13 protein-coding genes are annotated in these 18,963 nt (G+C 61.8%); 8 read left to right on the top strand and 5 right to left on the bottom strand.

Annotation, left to right across the window (positions count from 1 at the left end):
• Window positions 1-400: 400 nt before the first annotated feature.
• Window positions 401-1,300, bottom strand: a complete 900-nt coding sequence (locus BV071_RS01985; protein ID WP_035601337.1) for a hypothetical protein — start codon at window positions 1,298-1,300, stop codon at window positions 401-403.
• Between the two features lie 108 nt (window positions 1,301-1,408).
• On the opposite strand from BV071_RS01985, the gene BV071_RS01990 reads away from it, so the two are divergent.
• Window positions 1,409-2,266 carry a prolyl oligopeptidase family serine peptidase gene (locus tag BV071_RS01990; protein WP_035601339.1) on the top strand — a complete coding sequence of 286 codons (858 nt, stop codon included), beginning with the start codon at window positions 1,409-1,411 and terminating at the stop codon, window positions 2,264-2,266.
• A 33-nt stretch (window positions 2,267-2,299) separates the two neighbouring features.
• Here BV071_RS01990 and BV071_RS01995 read toward each other — a convergent pair whose 3' ends face one another.
• Window positions 2,300-3,688 (bottom strand): aldehyde dehydrogenase family protein, encoded by a 1,389-nt coding sequence (locus tag BV071_RS01995; protein WP_035601341.1) that lies wholly within the window; start codon window positions 3,686-3,688, stop codon window positions 2,300-2,302.
• A 92-nt stretch (window positions 3,689-3,780) separates the two neighbouring features.
• Between BV071_RS01995 and crtI (BV071_RS02000) the strand changes: the two genes are divergently transcribed.
• The 3 genes from crtI (BV071_RS02000) to BV071_RS02010 are packed head-to-tail and all read left to right on the top strand — an operon-like array spanning window position 3,781 to window position 6,753.
• The gene (gene crtI, locus BV071_RS02000; protein WP_035601343.1) at window positions 3,781-5,265 is read left to right on the top strand and encodes a phytoene desaturase family protein; all 1,485 of its coding nucleotides are present in this window, start codon (window positions 3,781-3,783) and stop codon (window positions 5,263-5,265) included.
• Entirely contained in the window at window positions 5,244-6,284 is a 1,041-nt protein-coding gene (locus BV071_RS02005) for a glycosyltransferase (RefSeq protein WP_081885727.1), read from the top strand. The genes crtI (BV071_RS02000) and BV071_RS02005 overlap by 22 nt, the downstream gene beginning before the upstream one ends.
• Window positions 6,285-6,330: 46 nt before the next feature.
• On the top strand, window positions 6,331-6,753 hold the full coding sequence (locus BV071_RS02010; protein WP_265593959.1) for a hypothetical protein: 423 nt from the start codon (window positions 6,331-6,333) through the stop codon (window positions 6,751-6,753).
• On the opposite strand, the gene crtI (BV071_RS02015) is transcribed toward BV071_RS02010, so the two are convergent.
• Entirely contained in the window at window positions 6,737-8,254 is a 1,518-nt protein-coding gene (gene crtI / locus BV071_RS02015; RefSeq protein ID WP_035601346.1) for a phytoene desaturase family protein, read from the bottom strand. The two genes, BV071_RS02010 and crtI (BV071_RS02015), sit on opposite strands and share 17 nt — an antisense overlap.
• Before the next feature lie 121 nt (window positions 8,255-8,375).
• Here crtI (BV071_RS02015) and BV071_RS34150 point away from each other — a divergent pair, with 121 nt between their 5' ends.
• Window positions 8,376-11,084, top strand: coding sequence for a pitrilysin family protein (locus BV071_RS34150; protein WP_075090822.1), 2,709 nt, complete (start codon window positions 8,376-8,378; stop codon window positions 11,082-11,084).
• 70 nt (window positions 11,085-11,154) lie between these two features.
• Window positions 11,155-11,706, top strand: a complete 552-nt coding sequence (locus tag BV071_RS02025) for a hypothetical protein (RefSeq protein ID WP_035601348.1) — start codon at window positions 11,155-11,157, stop codon at window positions 11,704-11,706.
• A gap of 20 nt (window positions 11,707-11,726) precedes the next feature.
• On the opposite strand, the gene BV071_RS02030 is transcribed toward BV071_RS02025, so the two are convergent.
• Window positions 11,727-12,278: a CAP domain-containing protein gene (locus BV071_RS02030; RefSeq protein WP_035601350.1), complete on the bottom strand. Its 552-nt coding sequence runs from the start codon at window positions 12,276-12,278 to the stop codon at window positions 11,727-11,729.
• Window positions 12,279-12,601: 323 nt separating this feature from the next.
• Here BV071_RS02030 and gltB point away from each other — a divergent pair, with 323 nt between their 5' ends.
• Together gltB and BV071_RS35080 are read left to right on the top strand one after the other, a co-directional pair.
• Complete coding sequence (gene gltB / locus BV071_RS02035; protein WP_052572765.1) at window positions 12,602-17,272, top strand: glutamate synthase large subunit; 4,671 nt, start codon at window positions 12,602-12,604, stop codon at window positions 17,270-17,272.
• Between the two features lie 184 nt (window positions 17,273-17,456).
• Entirely contained in the window at window positions 17,457-18,260 is an 804-nt protein-coding gene (locus BV071_RS35080) for a nuclear transport factor 2 family protein (RefSeq protein ID WP_265593960.1), read from the top strand.
• 48 nt (window positions 18,261-18,308) lie between these two features.
• Here BV071_RS35080 and BV071_RS02045 read toward each other — a convergent pair whose 3' ends face one another.
• Entirely contained in the window at window positions 18,309-18,935 is a 627-nt protein-coding gene (locus BV071_RS02045; protein WP_035601352.1) for a HEAT repeat domain-containing protein, read from the bottom strand.
• Between the last annotated feature and the right edge of the window lie 28 nt (window positions 18,936-18,963).

Consider the following 18,963-nt stretch of genomic DNA (forward strand, 5'->3'; position numbering starts at 1 on the left):
TCCCGTTAGACGGATTGACCTTTGAGGAATAGTAAGAATTCCGGCTATCTTAACAAGAAAATCCGTCTCCAATTTTTGAACACCCTTGATCCTCAAGTGTCTTGTGAATAACTCCCTTAAGTAGAGGGGTTTTAAGCAGGTGCCTAACGGAAGAAGAAAAAGTTTTCCCGGTTAGGCCCGGACAAAAACGGGCGCCAAGGATTGAGACAAAGCGCGGCGGGGGGCGAGTGGCTGCGAAGGAGGCGCAAGCTCCCAATCTTATCTTACCGGATCCCGCTCACCTTGCAGCAGCCATCACGGGGATGGCTGAGCACGAGATTACGCTTCAAGGCCACGTCCGCCTTACCTGTCTGCCAGCATAGCGTAGCGGCTTACAAAGCCTCACGCCCAATCGGAGAACTCAGCGCCCGGCGGGCGGGAGGAGCTTGGCGGCGGTGGCGGGATCCAGGGTGAAGGTGCCCTTGCCGGAGGCTTGGGCGACGCCGCCTTCCTGGACTTGGTATTCAAAGGCTTTGATCGGCTTGGTGCCCTGGATCTCGGACATCAGGTAGACGCGGATGGTCATGGCCTCCTTGCCAGTGCCGCCTTCGAGCTTGCGGACGGTATAGTTGACCGAGTTCAAGCCGTCCAAGGCACCGCCGATGACGATCTCCGCCTCCTTGGCGTTGGCGAAGCGGTGCTGGCTGGTGTTGTTGACGTTCACCTTCACCTCGCGGCCCGGGCAGAAGACGTAGACTTGGGCGATGTATTTGGCGGGATTCACCGGCCGCGGGGTCAGCGGAGCTGAGCCAGTCGCCTGGAAGTCGGGCGTCTCATTGACGTACTTCATGTTACCGGCCGCGATCTCGCCCCGGACTTCGGGCAGGGCCGCAAGATTGACGAAGTCAGCCCGGTCATATTTCCAGCCGTCGGAATTCACGAATGACACGACCAGGATGTTTTCGGTCGGATTACCGCCGACACCGAAATTGATCTTCCCGTAAAAGGCGGCCTTGGCGGTCGGACCCTTCACCGAGAGGTGAATCATCTTCAGCCCGTCCAAGGCTGGCGGCGGGGCGGGAACCTCAAAAACCCAGCCGGGATAAGGGCGCTTCTCCGAGAGGATCCGATTGCGGAGCTCCAACTGGCGGCTGGGGGCGGTCCAGTTTTGCCAAGCGGCCACGTCCTTGCGGACCATGGCGGTGCGCCAGGCACTGTAGGTGCTTACCAAAGTCCGGCCGGTATCCGGTGCCGCCGGGGCTTGGCCGCGGGCCAGAATTGCGGAGGCAAAAAGCACAAAGGCGGTCAGGAAGCGCGTCATCGACGGAATGCATTGGACAAGTGCGGGCCGGACATAACAATTCTTTTCGCACGCCGGCCGGTTCCGGACTTTGACTACCTTCCCTTTCGCTTCGCTTCGTTCCCCTCGATGAGTCTGCTCAACCGAACCCCGCTGATCGGCCAAGCCCGGCAGCGGGAACTGCTGAAGTCGGCCACCACCTTCCCCTATTCCGAGACCCCCGAGGGGCCTCTCCACGCGCATTTCTTCGCGCCGCCGAATTTCGAGCCGGGCGACAAGCGGCCGCTGATCATTTTCTTGCACGGCGGCCTGTGGGATACCGCGATGCCGACGCAGTTCGTGCCGCATTGCCTCTACTTCGCCGAGCGCGGCGCGGTGACGGCGACGCTGGAGACGCGGGTCTTCTCGACCCACCGGACCGGCCCGATGGAGGCTCTGGCTGACCTGAAGGCCTTCCTCGCGTGGCTGAAGAGCTACGAGCATCACTTCGGTGTGGATCCATCCAAGGTGGTTCTGGCGGGTGCGCTCGGCGGTGCCTTCCTAGCCCTGGCGATGACCTTGCCAAAGCTGCAGAAGGATGAGCTACCGCCGGTCTATTCCCCTGCCGCTCTGCTGCTCTTTGCCTCGCTGCTGGACACGACCACGCGGGCGATGATCGAGCGCTTCCCGGATACCTCGACGGCCAAGCGCCTGAGCCCGCTGAAGGCGGTGCGGCGCAAAGCGATGCCGATGATGCTTTTCCACGGCAAGAAGGACCGCGTGGCACCCTTCGCGCTGGTGGAGAAATTCATCAAGTCGATGCGCTGGCGGCGCAATAAGATCGAGCTCGTGGACTTCGAGAACGCGGACCACACCTTCTTCAACTTCAACGTCTCCGAGCTCTACTACGAGGTCAGCATCAAGGCCGCGGACCAGTTCTTGGTGGATCTCGGGTTGCTGGAGCCGGCACCGCCGGTGGAGGAAGGGATCGTCGAGCCATTCGATTGATTGAGGATTGTGCGATTCGGAGGTGTCCGAGGATCAATGCCGCTCGATGAAGCGAAAGAAGTTGCGGAGCCTTTCCACGGTGGCTGTGGCGGGCGGGTAGCGGAACTTCAAATCCGGCCACAAGTGGCGGCTCATCACGACTCTTTCGCGGGTGAAAGTGTCGAAGCTGGCTTTCCCGCGATAGCGGCCCATGCCGCTGGCCCCGACCCCGCCGAAGGGCAGCGCCGGACTGGCGATGTGGACTACGGTGTCATTGAAGCACACGCCGCCGGAGACCGTGTCTGAAACGATCTTCGCGCGGACGGCTTCGTCGGAAGTGAAGGCGTAGATGGCCAAGGGCGGAGGCTGGCTGTGGAACTGCTCCAATGCTTGGTCCAGATTCGCGCAAGCAACCACCGGCAGGATGGGACCGAAGATCTCTTCCTGAAGGGACGGAGAATCCGGCGGAAGGTCCAGAAGGATGGTAGGCTCGATGGTGAGCGTCTCAGGGTCGTGTTTGCCGCCGTGTGCGATCCTGCCATCCGCGAGGAAGCGCAGGACCCGATCGAAGTGTCGACGGTTCACGATCTTGCCCAGTTCTCCTACCCCGAACGATTCGAATGCCTTGGCGAGCGCCGCGACGAGCGGCTCGTGAAGGCTTTGCTCGACCATCACGTAGTCCGGTGCGACGCAGGTCTGTCCGGCGTTCAGATATTTGCCCCAGGCGAGCCGCCTCGCGATCACATCCATCTGTCCCAAGAGCCGTTCGCGCTCACCCGGGCCCGGAAAGATCAAGGCGGGACATTTCCCGCCCAGCTCAAGGGTGACGGGAACCAGTTTGTCCGCGGCCGCCGTGAGGATTTTCCTGCCGGTCGCGATCCCGCCGGTGAAGAAGATATGATCGAAGGGCTCGCTCGCCAGCGATTCGCCGATCTCTGCACCACCCTCGACCACCGCGACTTGGGCTGGATCGAAGGCGTCCGCGATCAAGCGAGTGAGCGCGGCACTGGTCTCCGGCGCGAGTTCGGAAGGCTTGAGCACGGCGGTGTTCCCCGCGCCGAGAGCCCCCACCAAAGGCGTGAGCATGAGATGGACCGGGTAGTTCCATGGTCCGATGATCAATACCGATCCGCAAGGTTCACGGATCACTTTGGCCCTCCCCGGCCAAGCCAAAAGCGGCACCGGGCGGCGCTGCGGCTTCATCCAGCCTTTGAGATGCCGCAGGACATGGAACAGTTCGTCCCGCACCATGCGGATCTCCGAGGTGTAGGCTTCCAGGGGCGATTTCCTGAGGTCGGCACGGAGCGCGTCTAGTAGCTCTGCTTCATGACGATCCATGGCCGCGGCGAAGGCCCGCAGTGTGTCCCGGCGGTCCTTCAGGGCGCGGGACTTGCCTGATGCCAGCCAAGCCCGCTGCGTTTCGAGAATCTGGGAAATCGCCATCAATGCCGGACCTTCGGCGGCCTGCCGGGAATCTCTAGCAAAAAGCTGAAGTCGGGCGATAGTCGCCGCCAAATGCCCCCGACGACCTCCCCATGAGCAAGCAAGTAATCGTTCTCGGTGCCGGTTTGGGCGGGATCTCGGCGGCCGTCTCGCTGGTCCAAGCGGGCTATCGTGTGAGCATCCACGAGAAGAACGGGCAGATCGGGGGGAAGCTGAACATGCTGAAGACGGGCGGCTACACCTTTGACCTCGGCCCCTCGATCCTGACGCTGCCGCACATCTTCGAGCGGCTTTTCGAGCGCTCCGGGAAGAAAATGGCGGACTACATTCCGATCCGGACGGTGCGACCGCATTGGCGGAATTTCTTTGAGGACGGCGAGGCGATCGACCTGCATCCAGATCCGCAGGTGATGGCGGCGGAGGCCCGCAAGGTCGGGGAGGATCCGGCGGCGGTTGAGCGCTTCCTGGAGTATTCCTATCAGCTCTTCGATCTGATAAATGACGGCTACTTTGAGAAGGGGCTCGATACCGCGAAGGATTTCTCGCGGCACTACGGCTTCTTCCAGTTTCCGAAGTTCGACTTCTTCCGGACCATGCACAGCGGCGTGGCGCGCTACCTGAAGTCGCCCAAGATGCGGGACATCTTCGACTACTTCATCAAGTATGTCGGCTCCTCCGCCTACAGCGCGCCGGCCTTTATGAACTGCTTGCCGGCGATCCAGTTCCGCTACGACCTGTGGTATGTGGACGGAGGCATGTATGGAATCGCCGAGGGGCTCGGGCGGCTTATGGATGAGCTGGGGATCAAGGTGAACCTGAATAGCCCGGCGGCCGAGATCTTGCGTGAAGGAGCGACCGTCAAAGGAATCGTCACCGGGGACGGAGCCTTCCATCCGGCGGATATCGTGGTATCGAATGTGGAGGTTATCCCCGCTTATCAGCAACTGTTAGGCGAAGACGAGAGCTTCATGAAGGATCTGGCGAAGTATGAGCCGGCGTGCTCCGGGCTGATTCTGGATCTAGGGCTGGATAGGACCTATCCTCAGCTCGCGCATCACAACTTCTTCTTCTCCAGTGATCAGAAGAATCACTTCCGCAGCGTCTTCAAGAAGCGCGAACTACCGCAGGATCCCACGATTTACCTGGTGGCCGCCTCTCGAACGGACCCTACGGTTGCGCCGCCCGGATGTGATACGCTCAAGATCCTGCCGCACATTCCGTATATCGATGATGAGCATCCCCTCACCCGCGCTGATTACGAGGTCTTCAAGGAGCGCGTGCTGAACAAGCTGGAGCGAATGGGTCTGCACGATCTCCGCAAGCGCGTGGTGGTCGAGCACATGTGGACTCCGTTGGACATCCGCGAGCAGTATAACTCGAACAAAGGCTCGATCTACGGAGTAGTTTCGGACCGCTTCAAGAACTTCGCCTTCAAGGCCCCGAAGCAGAGCACGAAGTATCCGAATCTCTTTTTCGTCGGCGGCTCCGTGAATCCCGGTGGCGGGATGCCGATGGTGGTGCAGTGCGGGCAGAACGTGGCTAACAAGATCGTGGCATGGGACAAGAGTGGATCATAGCGGGCGTGGGTGTCGTGCAGTGGCTGGCATCGCTACGATTGTTGGCGCGCCTGGCGATTCCGCTTGCGGGGGCGGGTGGTCGCGGCATGACCCGGGAGGTCTCGATTATCATTCCCGCGCGGAATGAGGCCGCTAACTTGCCCCGCCTGCTGAAGTCGATCGCGGCCCAAGGCGTGCAGCCGCGCGAGGTGATCGTGGTCGATGATGATTCGGATGATGGCACGGCAGAGATCGCGGCTTCCTTCGGGGCGCGCGTGATTCCTTCTCGACCCTTGCCGTCCGATTGGCGCGGCAAGTCGTGGGCTTGCGCGCAGGGAGCCGATGCGGCGGAGGGGCGACTGCTGCTGTTCGTGGACGCCGATTGCCGCTTTGAGGAGGGCGGCTTGGATGTGATTCTCAGCCGCTATCCCGGCGGGGCATTTGCAGTCTGCCCTTATCATTCGGTCGAGCGGATCTACGAAAATCTCTCCGCCTTCTTTAACTTGATCATGGTCGGCAGCACTGCGCCGCTCGGACTCTTCGGCCAGTGCCTGTTGGTGGATGGGGAGAGCTACCACAGGGCGGGTGGTTACTACACTGTCAGAGCGGAGATTCTCGAAAACGTGAAGATCGCGAGCCGTTTCCGCGCCGCAGGGGTGAAGACATACAGCGTGGCAGGAAGAGGGATGATTTCGTTCCGCATGTATCCCGACGGGATTGCTTCTTTGATCGAGGGCTGGACCAAGGGCTTCGCCAGCGGAGCTGCCGCGACGCCCTTACCAACGCTGGTGCTGATATCGGCTTGGATCGGCGGGCTGATCCTCGGGATCGTCGCACCCTTCGTGGTGTCGTGGGGTTGGCTGGTTTATCTCGCATTCGCACTGCAGTGCGTCGTGATGCTACGGCGGATCGGGAACTTTTCGCCGCTAGCCGGACTATTCTATCCGATCGTGCTGCTGTTCTATCTGGTCGTGTTCGTCCGGTCGCTGGGGCCTGCTGGCAAAAAGGCTACATGGAAGGGTCGCAGCCTGCATGCATGAGCTTCCAACAGCTTGGGTTACAGTCCTGAACGCGGCCGGTTTTCCGGTGCTGCAGCTCGGCATCGCTTGGGTTTTCACGCGTCTTCCGGCAGCGTGGTTCGAGCGGGCTCCCCGAAATGGCAATTCGTTGCCGCGCTTCTACGAGCGGGCGCTGCTAATCAAGCGTTGGAAGGATCTGGTGCCGGATGGCGCAAGTTGGTTCAGCGGTGGCTTTGGCAAGGCGGCGCTGACCGAAGGCAGTAGTTGGAACTACTTGCGCCGGTTTCGGGCCGAGACGATTCGTGGAGAATCGTGCCACTGGACAGCGCTGCTATTCATTCCGGTGTTCTTTCTTTGGAATCCTGTCTGGGCTGATTGGGTGATGGCTGGGGCATTCGCCGTCGCGAATCTTCCCTGCATTGCGATCCAGCGCTACAACCGGGGCCGCATCGACCGACTCCTGGGAAAAGCCGTTAGAGCAGCGCGCTGACCAGATCAGCTTTTTGGTATGCCACTCCACGCTCATCGCAAATGAGATTCGATGAGATGCGGCCGCTTTCATAGATCGTGGGCAGGCCGCTGCCGGGGTGAGTGCCGCCACCGACAAGATAGAGGTTCTCGTAGCCGCGCATGCGGTTATGCGGACGCAGGTAGAGCATCTGGTCGAGGGTGTGGGCAAGATTGAAGGTCGCGCCCATGAAGACATCCAGCCCATCCCGCCAGGAGGCGGGCGTGATCATCCGCTCGGCGACAATGTGCCGCCGGAGATTTTTGAGAGCGGTCCTTTGCTCGATGCGGTCCAAGACCATTTCGCGGTATTCCGGGCCGTAGGAGTTCCAGTCGAGGCCGTGGCGTGTATTGATGGTGGGGACCAGTACGTAAATGCCGGACTTTCCCGCTGGAGCAACATGAGGATCCAGGGCCGAGGAATTACGGACGTAAATGGACATGTCCTTCGAAACCTCCCGCTCGCCTTGGATCTCCAGGACGTTGCGGTGATAGTCATCAGCGAACATCACGTGATGGTGCGCTTGATCCGCATAGATCCGGTCGAGCCCGAGATAGAGCATGAAAGTCGAGCAGGAGAATTTCTTGCGCTCCAGATTGGCCTTCGGCACGGTACGTTCACCCATGAGCGAAGTCGCAGCATGGGCGTAGTCGGCATTCGTGATCGCGTCGTCGCACTCGACTCTCTCGCCGTCTTCCAAGACCAGTCCAGTCACGCGGTTTCCGCTGAAACGGAGTTCTTTCACGGGCGCGCCCAAGCGAAGCTTGCCGCCGTGTTCCTCGAAGACCTTGGCCATCGCTTGCGAGATCCGGCACAGACCGCCTTGCACGTGATAAATGCCGAACTTGTATTCGGTGTAGGATAGGATGCTGAAGAGGGCCGGGCAGTTCCAAGGCGACATGCCCAGATACTTCGCTTGGAAGGTGAAGGCCAGCTTCAGCCGGTCATCGGTAAAATAGCGGTCTAGCACGTCCACGACCGAATCCCTCGTGGCAACGTAGGGGAGTGCCTTGAGCAAGGTGCTGCTAAGGTAGGCGCTCAGCTTGTGGTAGGGCCGCTGAAGGCAAGGGTAGATCGTCCTCATCTTGCGGGCGTGGTCCGCCATGAAGCGCCGGAAGCCATCGGCATTTCCGGGGAAGACCCGCTCGATGTTTTCCGCCATTCGGACCGGGTCGGAGCTCGTTTCGATTGATGTCTCACCCCAAGAAAGGCGGGTCATCGGGTCGAGCTGCCGGAAATCCAAATAGTCCTCGGAATGCCGCCCTGCCTCCTCAAACGCCTCATCAAGGGTAAACTTCTGGTGTAGGAAGGTCGGCCCGGTATCGAAGGAGTAGCCGTCGAAAGCGAGTTCTGCGTTCCTGCCGCCTACCCGGTCGTGCTTTTCATAGATCGTCACGTCGAAGCCCCGGCGGGCCAAGATCATCCCTGCCGTCAGGCCGCCAGGGCCGGCTCCGATGATGGCAACACGATTCTTTTCCGGCATGCGCGGCTAGTCTATGCAGAAACCCGGGTGCCACAAGGGGCAGGCAACAAGAATTCGGCAAAGATTCAAACGCCTGGACTCCGGACTCGCCGCCGCTGCTGTCATCTCCCAAGCTCTGCGCATGCAGCAGCGCGCCTTGCCGTTCTTGGTCATCGCCATTTCCTTGTCACCGGCGCATGCCGAAATCGGAGGCTTCAAGGAGATCCGTTCGCTGGGCGGGATCACCGAATACCGGCTGGATGCCAACGGGCTCACAGCGCTGCTGATGCCTGAGAAGTCGGCGCCGGTGGTCACTTACATGACGACCTTCCGGATCGGCTCGCGGAACGAGAGCTATGGCACGACCGGTGCGACGCACTTGCTTGAGCATCTGATGTTCAAGGGCACGGCCAAGCACAACAAGGAGGCGGGCAATGGCTACGACCAACTGCTGGAAAGCACCGGCGCGGAACTGAACGCGACCACTTGGCTGGATCGCACGAATTACTTCTGCACCCTGGGTCCGCAGGACCTGCCGGTGGTGGTGGAACTGGAGGCCGACCGGATGCGCAACCTGCGGCTGCGCGAGGAGGACCGGCGGCCGGAGATGACGGTGGTACGGAATGAATTCGAGCGAGCGGAGAACGATCCCGAGACCGCACTGACCACCGAATTGTGGGCGACCGCTTACCTCGCCCACCCTTACCGGCACAGCGTGCTTGGCTGGCGCAGTGATGTGGAGAAGGTGCCGATCGAGAAGCTGAAGGCTTTTTACGATACCTACTATTGGCCGGACAACGCGACGATCTCGGTGGTCGGTGACTTCGAAGCGGACAGCGTGCTGAAGTTGATCGCAGAGAAGTATGCAGTGATCCCGAAAGCGCCCCATGCGATCCCCGAGGTCTATACCGAAGAGCCCGAGCAAACCGGACCACGGCGGGTGATGGTCAAGCGACCGGGTGAACTGGGTGTCGTGAGCATCGCATTCAAATCGCCGACCGGCCGCGATGCGGACTATCCGGCGCTGACGGTGCTCTGCGACTTGCTCTGCAATGGCAAGGGCAGCCGCTTATACAAGACGCTGACCGATGAGGGGCTGACCACCGATGTGAGCGCCTATTCCGAGTTCACGCGCGATCCTTCGCTGCTGACGGTCTCCGCCGAGATCACGCCGGACAGCGATCCTGCCACAGTGGAACGCAAGATCCACGAGGTGCTGGACAAGCTGATCGCGGGAGGCGTGAGCGACAAGGAGGTGAAGATGGCAATTGCGCGTCTCAAGGCAGAGCAGGCCTTTGCACGCGATGGCTCGCAGGCGATGTCCAACGATCTCTCGAACTGCATTTCCGTGGGCGACTGGACGCTCTATCTGCGCGAACAGGAAACGCTGGAGGCGGTGACCGCGGCCGATGTGCAGCGGGTGGCGAAGAAGTGGCTGGTGAAGGAGCGCAGCACCACCGGCTGGTATGTGCCGAAGAAAGAGAAGGAGGAAGAAGGCAAGAAGAATGAGGCCGGTGAGGCCGCGCCGCAGATCTCGGCGACTCCCTTGCAGCAGCAAGCGGATTTGATTCTTCCGGAGATTGCCCCTGCCCCACCGATGGAGGTGGCGAAGATCGCGCCGCGGGTCAGCCGGGGGCGCAGCGGCGGACTCGATCTGTTAGTCTGCCCGACGGGCGTGAAGGAGGTTGTCACCATCAGCGGTGGCTTCCCCTGCGGTGCTCCGGGCGAAGAGGCCCTGGCGGCCTTCACCGCGCGCCTGCTCGACAAGGGCACGACCATGCACGATTCCGATGCCATCACCGCGATGCTGGATGCTGTGGGCGCGACGATGGAGTTCACCGCCGCGGACGGTAATCTGAATTTCTCGGCGCGCTGCCTGAAGAAGGATCTGCCGCTGGTGATTTCACTGCTGGGCGAGCAACTGCGCACACCGGCCTTCAAGAAGGAAGAGATCGCGAAGGAGCGGACTCAATTGCTGGCGGACACGGCGCAGACTCGCTCCGACACCTCGGCGCAGGCGGCGATCGCCTTCAGCCGGGCGGCTTTCCCGGCGGGACATCCGAATCGCGACGCGACCACCGATGAGACGATCGCGGCGCTGAAGAAGATCCAGCGTGGCGAATTGGAGGCATTCCACAAGAAGTGGTTCGGCCCCGCGGCAGCGACGCTGGTGGTGGTCGGAGATGTTGAGCCTGCAGCCTGCCAAGCCGAGGTTGAGAAGGCTTTCCAAGGTTGGAGTGGCGGCCTGCCGCATGCGACGGCGGCAGTCGCACCTGCGCTCGGCAGCGCGCTGGATGTGAAGGTGGCGGTGCCGGGCAAGGAGAGCGCAAGTGTCTTGCTGGGACAGCCGGTTGGACTGAATTTCCGCGATCCCGACGTGCTGCCGCTATCGCTGGCGACGGCGGTGCTCGGGCAGGGCTTCACGAGCCGCCTGCTCAGCACGGTGCGCGATGCGGAGGGGCTGACCTATGGACTCGAGGCCGGGATGTGGGGAGACACAACGGTGGACGGAGCCTGGGAAATCGAGTCGACCTTCGCGCCGCAGTTGGTGGAGGAAGGATTGAAGTCGGTCCGGCGCGAGCTGGAAAAATGGCACGATGGCGGGCTGACTCCCGCTGAGCTGGCGTATCGGAAGAGTGTGCTGATTGGTCGGCACCGGGTGGGCCTGGCGACGACGACGAATGTGGCGGGAGCGCTGCTGGCGACGGTGCGCCGTGGCCTGCCGCTGAGCTGGCTGGATGATTACCCGGCGCAGGTATCGGCGCTGACCCTGGAGCAAGTAAACGAAGTGGTGAAGCGGCGGCTCGATCCGGCGAAGATGATCACGGTGAAAAGCGGCAGCTTGCCGTAAGTTCCCGCTTCGTCCTCCAGTCAGGGTCGGAAAGTTTCCAAGGATTTGCCCAGGCCGGTGTCTCGACGGAATGAAGATTCGCTCGATCCTATCCGCCTTGTTGATCGCGTCCGGCCTTCGCGCGCATGCCTTCGACTTGAAGGAAGCGTCGACGGAACGCTTCAAGGTGAGCTACGTGGAGCCAGAGAAGGTGCCGGAGATGAAGGATCTGCCGGACTACTACCCCGGACGCGAAAGCGCGATCCGGGATGATCAGGCGGCAGTCCAGCGAGGCGATTCCGAGAAAGATCGTCTACAGCGCCGGCAGATGCATTTCCGCCATGCGGTCTATCCGATCCGGGTAACCGACACGACTACCGGAATCATCTACGAAGTGGCCAAGGACCGCCGGACGATCACGGCGACCAATCCCAAGGGTGAGAAGCTGTGGGCGGTGAATCCCTTTGAGGATGCGAAGCTGAAGCCCTACCGGGTGAAGCATCCGATCATCTTTTATTTTGGGAAGTCGCAGCCTGGAGCCCCAAGGAAAGGCAAGCTGCAGCTGGGGCTGGAATTCGATTCGTCGCAGTTCGGGACCCTGGATCTGGCTGACGGGGAGTTTCGGTTTTTGGGGCAGGATTGAGGGCGACGCGGTGCGCGAAGTCACCAAGCGCGGCCCACGCCCGGAGCTCCTTGGCCAGTGCCGGGTTTTGAGCCGAACATCTGGGTCACCCAGATGTTGCCCTGCTCGTTTTGGGCGATGCCGAGGCCAGTGACAGAGTAGGCGGAGTCGAGAAGGCTGCGGCGATGGCCGGAGGAATTGATCCAGCTTTGCAGCATGGCCTGCGGGTCGCGGCCGCGCTGGACAGGCCAGCGCATGACGTTCTCGGCGGTGCTGTGGATCTGGTAAGTGGCGGAGGCCTTGGCATAGCGGGTGGCGGCACCGTCGTGGCTCATGACACCGCTGCGGGCCATGGCCTCGGCATGCTGCCGGGCCATTTCCTCGAGACCGGCATGGCGGCCCAAGGTGCTCTTGCCATTGGCGCGGCGGTAAGAATTTGCGGCTTCGCGCAGGCGGACCCCGAAGTCGTGGAGACCGGGGACATTGACGACTTGGTGGTTCCCGCCGCCGACGGAGCCGCAGGAGGAAAGCAAGGGCGAGGTCGCGGCGAGCAAACCGAGGGCAAGCAGGCGAGAGAAGATCCGGAGCTTCATGCTGTGGCGGTATGCAAAACCCAGCAGGAAGAGACAAGCCGGAGGTTTTTCGATGAGACCCCGCGTAAAACCCGGGCAAGTTTTGCTCCTAAATGGACGATTTGCGGGTCAGTAGTGGCGGATAGGTTGCCAGTTTGTGGATTTTCCCGACATTTTTGACACCTTGGCCACCCAATTGGGTGGCGGGTGACAGAGCGGGGCATAAATCCTGCTTGGCATGGCACCAAAGCTGCCCTTTATTCCCGCCCCCGCGGTGGTTCGCCCTTCCGCGCTGATTTGAGAGCGCGGCACCGCGGGACTGGCAACTTTTGCCAATCCCTGCGATGAATCCATATTACCATCCGAGCACGCCGCTGGTCCCCGGGTCCCTGCACCGCCTCTCTGCCGAACGCGATAATTGCGGCATGGGCGCCATCGCCCAGATCCACGGCAAACGCTCTTTCGAGGTCATAGACATGGCCCTCACTTCGGTCTGCAACATGACCCACCGCGGGGCCGTGGATGCCGACATGAAGACCGGTGACGGATCCGGCATCCTCTCGCAGATCCCCTACCCGATTTTCCGCAAGGCGGCCGCGAAGCTCGGCACGACCCTGGAGAATGACAGCGACCTCGCCGTGGCAGTGTTCTTCCTGCCGCTGAACGATGCCGCCGGGCAGAAGCAACTGAAGTCACTGGCTGAAGAAGTGGTCGCCAAGCGCGGCATCACGGTGATCGGTTGGCGTGAAGTGCCGGTGGACCCGGACGCACTGGGCAAGATCGCCTTGGTCAGCCGGCCGCACATCGAGCACCTGCTGCTGCTCAAGCCCGCTGCTTGGGACGGTGATCATTTCGAGCGCCAGCTTTTCCTCTGCCGCCGTGAGATCGAGCGCAAGACGAAGGGTCTGAACGGCTTCTACATGCCGACCTTCTCCAGCCGCCTGATCTCCTACAAGGGTCTGGCGATGCCGGCAGCGTTGCGCGCCTTCTACGGCGACTTGCAGGACTCGGATTTCGAGACCGCGATCTCGCTGTATCACCAGCGCTTCTCGACGAATACCTTCCCGGCATGGCCGCTCGGCCAGCCCTTCCGGATGATGTGCCACAACGGCGAAATCAACACGGTGGAAGGCAACCGCAACTGGATGGCTTCGCGTGAGGAGTTCTTCTCGCACCCGATCTGGGGCGATGTGGACATCAAGCTGCTGCACGACCTGATGAACGAGCACGAGTCGGACTCCGCCTCGCTCGACCACGCGCTGGAGGCGCTGGTGCTGTCCGGCCGCTCCCTGGAGCACGCGATGTGCATGCTGGTGCCGCCAGCCTATCGCAACGACGAGGATATTTCCGACGATCTACGCGCCTTCTATCAGTTCATCCGCTCCTTCTCCGAGCCGTGGGACGGCCCCGCGGGCTTGGTCTATACCGACGGCACGAAGCTTTGCGCTTCGCTCGACCGGAATGGCCTGCGGCCCTCGCGCTACAAGCTGACGGAAGATGGTCTGCTCTACATCGGCTCCGAAGCGGGTGCGGTGATCATCGACGACGCGAAGGTGATCCGGAAGGGCCGCCTTGGCCCCGGCCAGATGTTCTCCGTGGATACCTCCACCGGACAGGTGAAGAACGACCGAGAGATCAAGGAGGCACTGGCGAAGACCAAGCCTTACCGCCAGTGGATCGACGAGAATCGCTTGGAGTTGCGCAAGTTCTGCTCGCCGGAAGCGCTGGCTCCCGCGGAGGACTTCAACACACTCGCGCTGTCGCGCCAGCAGGTCACCCACGGCATTTCGCTGGAGGAACTGGACATGGTCTTCCCGCCGATGATCAAGGGCGCCCAGGAAGCGGTGTTCTCGATGGGTGATGACATCCCGCTGGCGGTATTGTCGACCTATCCGCGCTTGCTGTTCACCTACTTCAAGCAGCGCTTCGCGCAGGTCACCAACCCGCCGATCGACCCGATCCGCGAATGGGCGGTGATGAGTGCATCCGCGGGCCTCGGCCCCGAGCGCAACCTGCTCGATGAGACGGCAGAGCACTGCAAGATCATCAACTTGGAGTCCGCAGTGCTTTTCGAGCACCAGGTGGATCGCCTGAAGCATCTGCACGACGAGGGCTTCCCGGCCGCGGTGCTGGATATCACTTGGCCGGTCTCGGCTGGCAATGCCGGCCTGAAGGAGCGCCTCGATGAACTCTGCAAGGAGGTCGAGGGTGCGGTGGACAAGGGCGTGAGCATCGTGATCCTTTCGGACCGCCGTGCGACCGCTGAGCGCGTGCCGATCCCTGCGATCCTAGCGACCGGCGCTGTGCACCATCACCTGAACCGGATCCGCAAGCGGATGCGTTGCTCGCTGATCCTTGAGTCCGGTGAAGTGCGCGACACGCACCAGATTTCCTGTGCCTTCGGTTTCGGCGCCACGGCGGTGTGTCCTTACCTCGGCTTCGCGACGGTGCGCCAGTTGGTGGCCGCGGATGCAGGCAAGGGCAAGCTCGACGGGATCAGCGTGGAGAAGGCGATGGCCAACTACGCGAAGGCGCTCGAGAAGGGCGTGCTGAAGATCATGTCGAAGATGGGCATCTCGGTGCTCAACTCGTATCAAGGCGCGCAGATCTTCGAGGCCATCGGCATCGGCAAGGATGTGGTGGACTTCGCCTTCACCGGCGTGCAGTCGAAGGTCGGTGGCATCAGCTTTGCGGAGATCGCGGAGGAGTCGCTGATCCGTCACCAGGCGGCCTTCAAGACGGAAGTGCCGGCCGGCGAAACGCTGGATCTCGGCGATCCGGGCTACAACCGCTACCGCAAGTCCGGTGAGCGCCATGCCTGGACCACGGATGTCATCAAGAACTTCCACACCTTCGTGAAGAGCGGCAAGGAAGAGGACTATGACGACTACGTGAAGGTCTCGCTGGAGACCAAGCCGGTGGCGATCAAGGACCTCTTCGAGTTTGTCCCGTCGGCATCGGGTCCGATCCCGATTGAGGAAGTGGAATCGGTGGAGAGCATCCGCCGGCGCTTCACCACGGCGGCAATGTCGCTCGGCGCACTGTCGCCGGAAGCGCACGAGACCCTGGCGATCGCGATGAACCGGATCGGCGGCAAGTCCGACTCCGGCGAAGGCGGTGAGGATTCGGTGCGCTTCAAGCCCTATCCGAACGGTGACTTCGCGCGTTCTTGGATCAAGCAGGTCGCCTCGGGACGCTTCGGTGTTTCCGCGCACTATCTGGTCAATGCCGACGAGCTGGAGATCAAGATGGCGCAGGGTGCGAAGCCCGGCGAAGGTGGCCAGCTTCCCGGCCAGAAGGTGAATGCACTGATTGCCCGCCTGCGTCACACGCAACCCGGTGTGCAGCTCATCTCGCCGCCGCCGCACCACGATATCTATAGTATCGAGGACCTCGCCCAGCTGATCCACGACCTGAAGGAAGTGAATCCGCGGGCACGGGTGACCGTGAAGCTCGTCGCCGAGACCGGCGTGGGCACGGTGGCGGCCGGCGTGGCGAAGGCCAGCGCGGACACGATCCTGATTTCCGGTCACGATGGTGGCACGGGCGCATCTCCCCTCTCCTCCACCAAGCACGCCGGTTCGCCGTGGGAGCTTGGCCTGGCAGAGGCTCAGCAAACGCTGCTGCTCAACAACCTGCGCGACCGCGTGATCGTCCGCACGGACGGTGGCCTGCGGAATGGCAAGGACATCGTGATCGCAGCGGCCCTGGGTGCGGAGGAATACAATTTCGGCACCATCGCGATGATCGCGATGGGCTGCGTGTATGTCCGCAAGTGCCACTTGAACAACTGCCCGGTGGGGATCGCGACGACCGATCCGAAGTTCCGAGCGAAGTTCAAGGGGACGCCGGAGATGGTGATCAATTTCTTCAACGGCGTGGCCCACGAAGCGCGTGGAATCATGGCCAAGCTCGGCGTGCGCACCATGGATGAGCTGATCGGCCGTCCGGAATACCTCAAGCAACGCCACGTGCCGGAACATCCAAAGGCGAACCTGATCGACCTCGCGCCGATCCTGAAGGACGTGATTCCGGAACTGGCCAAGCATCAGGGTGTCGAGGAAGCCTCGATCTCGCGGATCTGCAAGAAGGAGCGCAACGATGGCATTTCCAAGGGCCCGCTCGACGTCGTCGTGCTGCGTGACTTGGCGAAGGAACTCGGTACCGGCGAGGTATCCGCGGAAACTCCAGAGTATGGTCCGAACGCGACGCCGGATTCGATTACTGCGGCCATCATGGCGCTGCCTGACCGTCAACCTGTCGAGCTGAGCTACGATGTGGTGAATACCGACCGCAACATCGGCACGCGCCTCTCGGGACGTATCGCTGAGATCCACGGCGACCGTGGTTTCAACGGCCACACGGCGGTGACGCTCAAGCTGCGCGGCTCGGCCGGTCAATCGCTCGGCACCTTCCTGGTGTCCGGCGTGAAGATCGAGCTGACTGGCGAGGCCAACGACTATGTCGGCAAGGGCATGGCTGCGGGCGAGATCGTGATCAAGGTCTCCCCTGACGCGAAGTTCAACCCGGCGGTGAACACCATCTTGGGCAACACCGCTCTCTACGGTGCGACCGGCGGTTACCTCTATGCCAATGGCCGTGCGGGCGAACGCTTCGCGGTGCGCAACTCCGGTGCCACCACGGTGGTGGAAGGCGTCGGCGACCACGGCTGCGAGTATATGACCAACGGCACCGCGGTGATCCTCGGCAAGACCGGCAAGAACTTCGGCGCGGGCATGTCGGGCGGCACCGCCTTCGTCTATGACGTGGACGGCCGCTTCTACTCGCGGATCAACCCTGAGATGGTCGTGCCGCTGCCGGTGCAGCGCGCGCAGGACCTCGCGGAATTGAAGAAGCTCATCACCGAGCACGCCGAGAAGACCGGCAGCCCGCACGCGAAAGCGCTGCTGGAAGACTGGGCGGGCAGCCTGAAGAAGTTCGTCCGTGTAATCGCCAAGGAGCGGGCCGCGCTGGAAGCTGCGGAAGAGCAGCACGAGGCGGCGGGCACGCGCTGAGCAAGCGCGGCGCATATCGCTAGAATCAAAAGCCGGGGCTGCTTGCAGATCGCAAGCAGCCCTTGGCTTTTATGCGTGCCGGTTTTGGCGGAGAAAGCCGCACAAGGCGTTCGAGCTTGGAGACTTCGGGGAATCGCGGCAAGTCATGGGATAATGTGGCACGGTATCCGCGAGGACCGAGCCCATGAAAACGACCACTGCTCCCACAACCAAAGCCGGCAGGCCTAAAGCAGCGGATCACGGCGCCATGGTGCGACGCTGCTATGAAGCGTATGAGAAGAAGGACCGCAGTTTGATTGAACCGCTGCTAAGCGAGGACTTCACCTTTGGGAGTCCGCTTGATGACGATATCGACCGTGAACGGTACTTCGCGCGGTGCTGGCCTAACAGCGAGCACTTGGATTCATTCAAGATCGAGAGGCTGGTTGAAGACGGCGATGATGTGGTAGTTAGCTACCAAGCCAAGGCCAAGGGCGGAACCGAGTTCCGGAACACTGAGGTCTTCAGCTTCCGCGGGGACCAGATCACGCACGTGCAGGTTTACTTCGGCAGCGAGACCGGTGCTGGAGCGAGCGGCGCGGAGATCGCTGCGGTGATCGATGCTTGGGCGGAGGGATTGCGCCGGATGGATGTGGAGGCAGTGGCCGGGCTCTTCGTGGATGAGCCTGTCGGGTTCTACCTCGCCCCTCCGCTGGTGGCTGAGGAGGACTTGCGGAAGAACTTGAGGGATTGGTTCGCGAGCTTTGAGGGACCGCTAGGATATGAGGTCCGCGATTTGAAGGTCCACGCAAGTGGAGATGTCGGCTGGGCGCATGCGCTCAATCACCTGAGTGGAAGGAAGACGGACGGCAAGGAGACGGATCTATGGTTCCGCCTTACGATGGGATTCGAGAAGATCGGAGACGCGTGGAAGATCGCCCATGTGCACGAGTCTGTGCCCTTCTTGATGGATGGGAGTGGGAACGCGGCGCTGGATCTTGAACCCTGATGACTTGAAGTAGGGCGCTGCGATCCTTTCAGGATCGGGAGACGCTCCCTATTGAGATTCGTCTGGTGGAGACGCCGGTGCGGTTTTCTGAGGACCAGGCGGCGGGGACACTTCAGTCTTGGGCTTCGGGCCCAGCTTGGGGCGCGAGCGTTCGGCGGCGTCTCCCTTATTCGGGACGCGGCTGCCCGGGGCGGTCCGGTCTTTGGTGACGAAGGTGCCGGAAGGCAATTCGAGATAGGCTGCGGTTTCTTCCAAGGCGACGGCCTCTTTGGGTGTGGGAGCCCTTTTCGACGCCTCACGCAGCATGGGTGCCGCACCGGATTCGCCGAGCACGATCATGCCATTCAGGGCAGCGCTGCGGACTTCCGGATCCGGGTGAAGCAGGTAGGGCTCGATGAGTGGCAGCCCCTTGGGGTCGTAGGTGACGGAGGCTTCCTCGATCTTGCCGAGAATGGCGGTGCGCTGCTCGTCGCTCAGCTTCTCCGGGGCAGATTTGGCGGATGACTGCGAGGTCGGAGCGTCGGGTCTTTGCTCCGGCTTGGCGGGCGTTTCATGCACCTTGGACTCCTGCACTTGGGCAGAAGGTTCCGCAGTCTTCTTGCCATTCAGGAAGAGCCCGCCGGCAGCAAGGAGGAGGCAAACTCCCCCCGCTGCTGCTAAAGTGCGTCGATTCATCGCGGCCGGAGCTTACCTACTTGCTTTC

The organism is Haloferula sp. BvORR071 (assembly GCF_000739615.1).
Classification (GTDB): Bacteria; Verrucomicrobiota; Verrucomicrobiia; order Verrucomicrobiales; family Akkermansiaceae; genus Haloferula.

Bases quoted from the DNA above. Each gene is read 5' to 3' on its own strand.
- BV071_RS01985 (WP_035601337.1), bottom strand. From the start codon at position 1,300: ATGACGCGCTTCCTGACCGCCTTTGTGCTTTTTGCCTCCGCAATTCTG.
- BV071_RS01990 (WP_035601339.1), top strand. From the start codon at position 1,409: ATGAGTCTGCTCAACCGAACCCCGCTGATCGGCCAAGCCCGGCAGCGG.
- BV071_RS01995 (WP_035601341.1), bottom strand. From the start codon at position 3,688: ATGGCGATTTCCCAGATTCTCGAAACGCAGCGGGCTTGGCTGGCATCA.
- crtI (WP_035601343.1), top strand. From the start codon at position 3,781: ATGAGCAAGCAAGTAATCGTTCTCGGTGCCGGTTTGGGCGGGATCTCG.
- BV071_RS02005 (WP_081885727.1), top strand. From the start codon at position 5,244: ATGGGACAAGAGTGGATCATAGCGGGCGTGGGTGTCGTGCAGTGGCTG.
- crtI (WP_035601346.1), bottom strand. From the start codon at position 8,254: ATGCCGGAAAAGAATCGTGTTGCCATCATCGGAGCCGGCCCTGGCGGC.
- BV071_RS34150 (WP_075090822.1), top strand. From the start codon at position 8,376: ATGCAGCAGCGCGCCTTGCCGTTCTTGGTCATCGCCATTTCCTTGTCA.
- BV071_RS02025 (WP_035601348.1), top strand. From the start codon at position 11,155: ATGAAGATTCGCTCGATCCTATCCGCCTTGTTGATCGCGTCCGGCCTT.
- BV071_RS02030 (WP_035601350.1), bottom strand. From the start codon at position 12,278: ATGAAGCTCCGGATCTTCTCTCGCCTGCTTGCCCTCGGTTTGCTCGCC.
- gltB (WP_052572765.1), top strand. From the start codon at position 12,602: ATGAATCCATATTACCATCCGAGCACGCCGCTGGTCCCCGGGTCCCTG.
- BV071_RS35080 (WP_265593960.1), top strand. From the start codon at position 17,457: ATGAAAACGACCACTGCTCCCACAACCAAAGCCGGCAGGCCTAAAGCA.
- BV071_RS02045 (WP_035601352.1), bottom strand. From the start codon at position 18,935: ATGAATCGACGCACTTTAGCAGCAGCGGGGGGAGTTTGCCTCCTCCTT.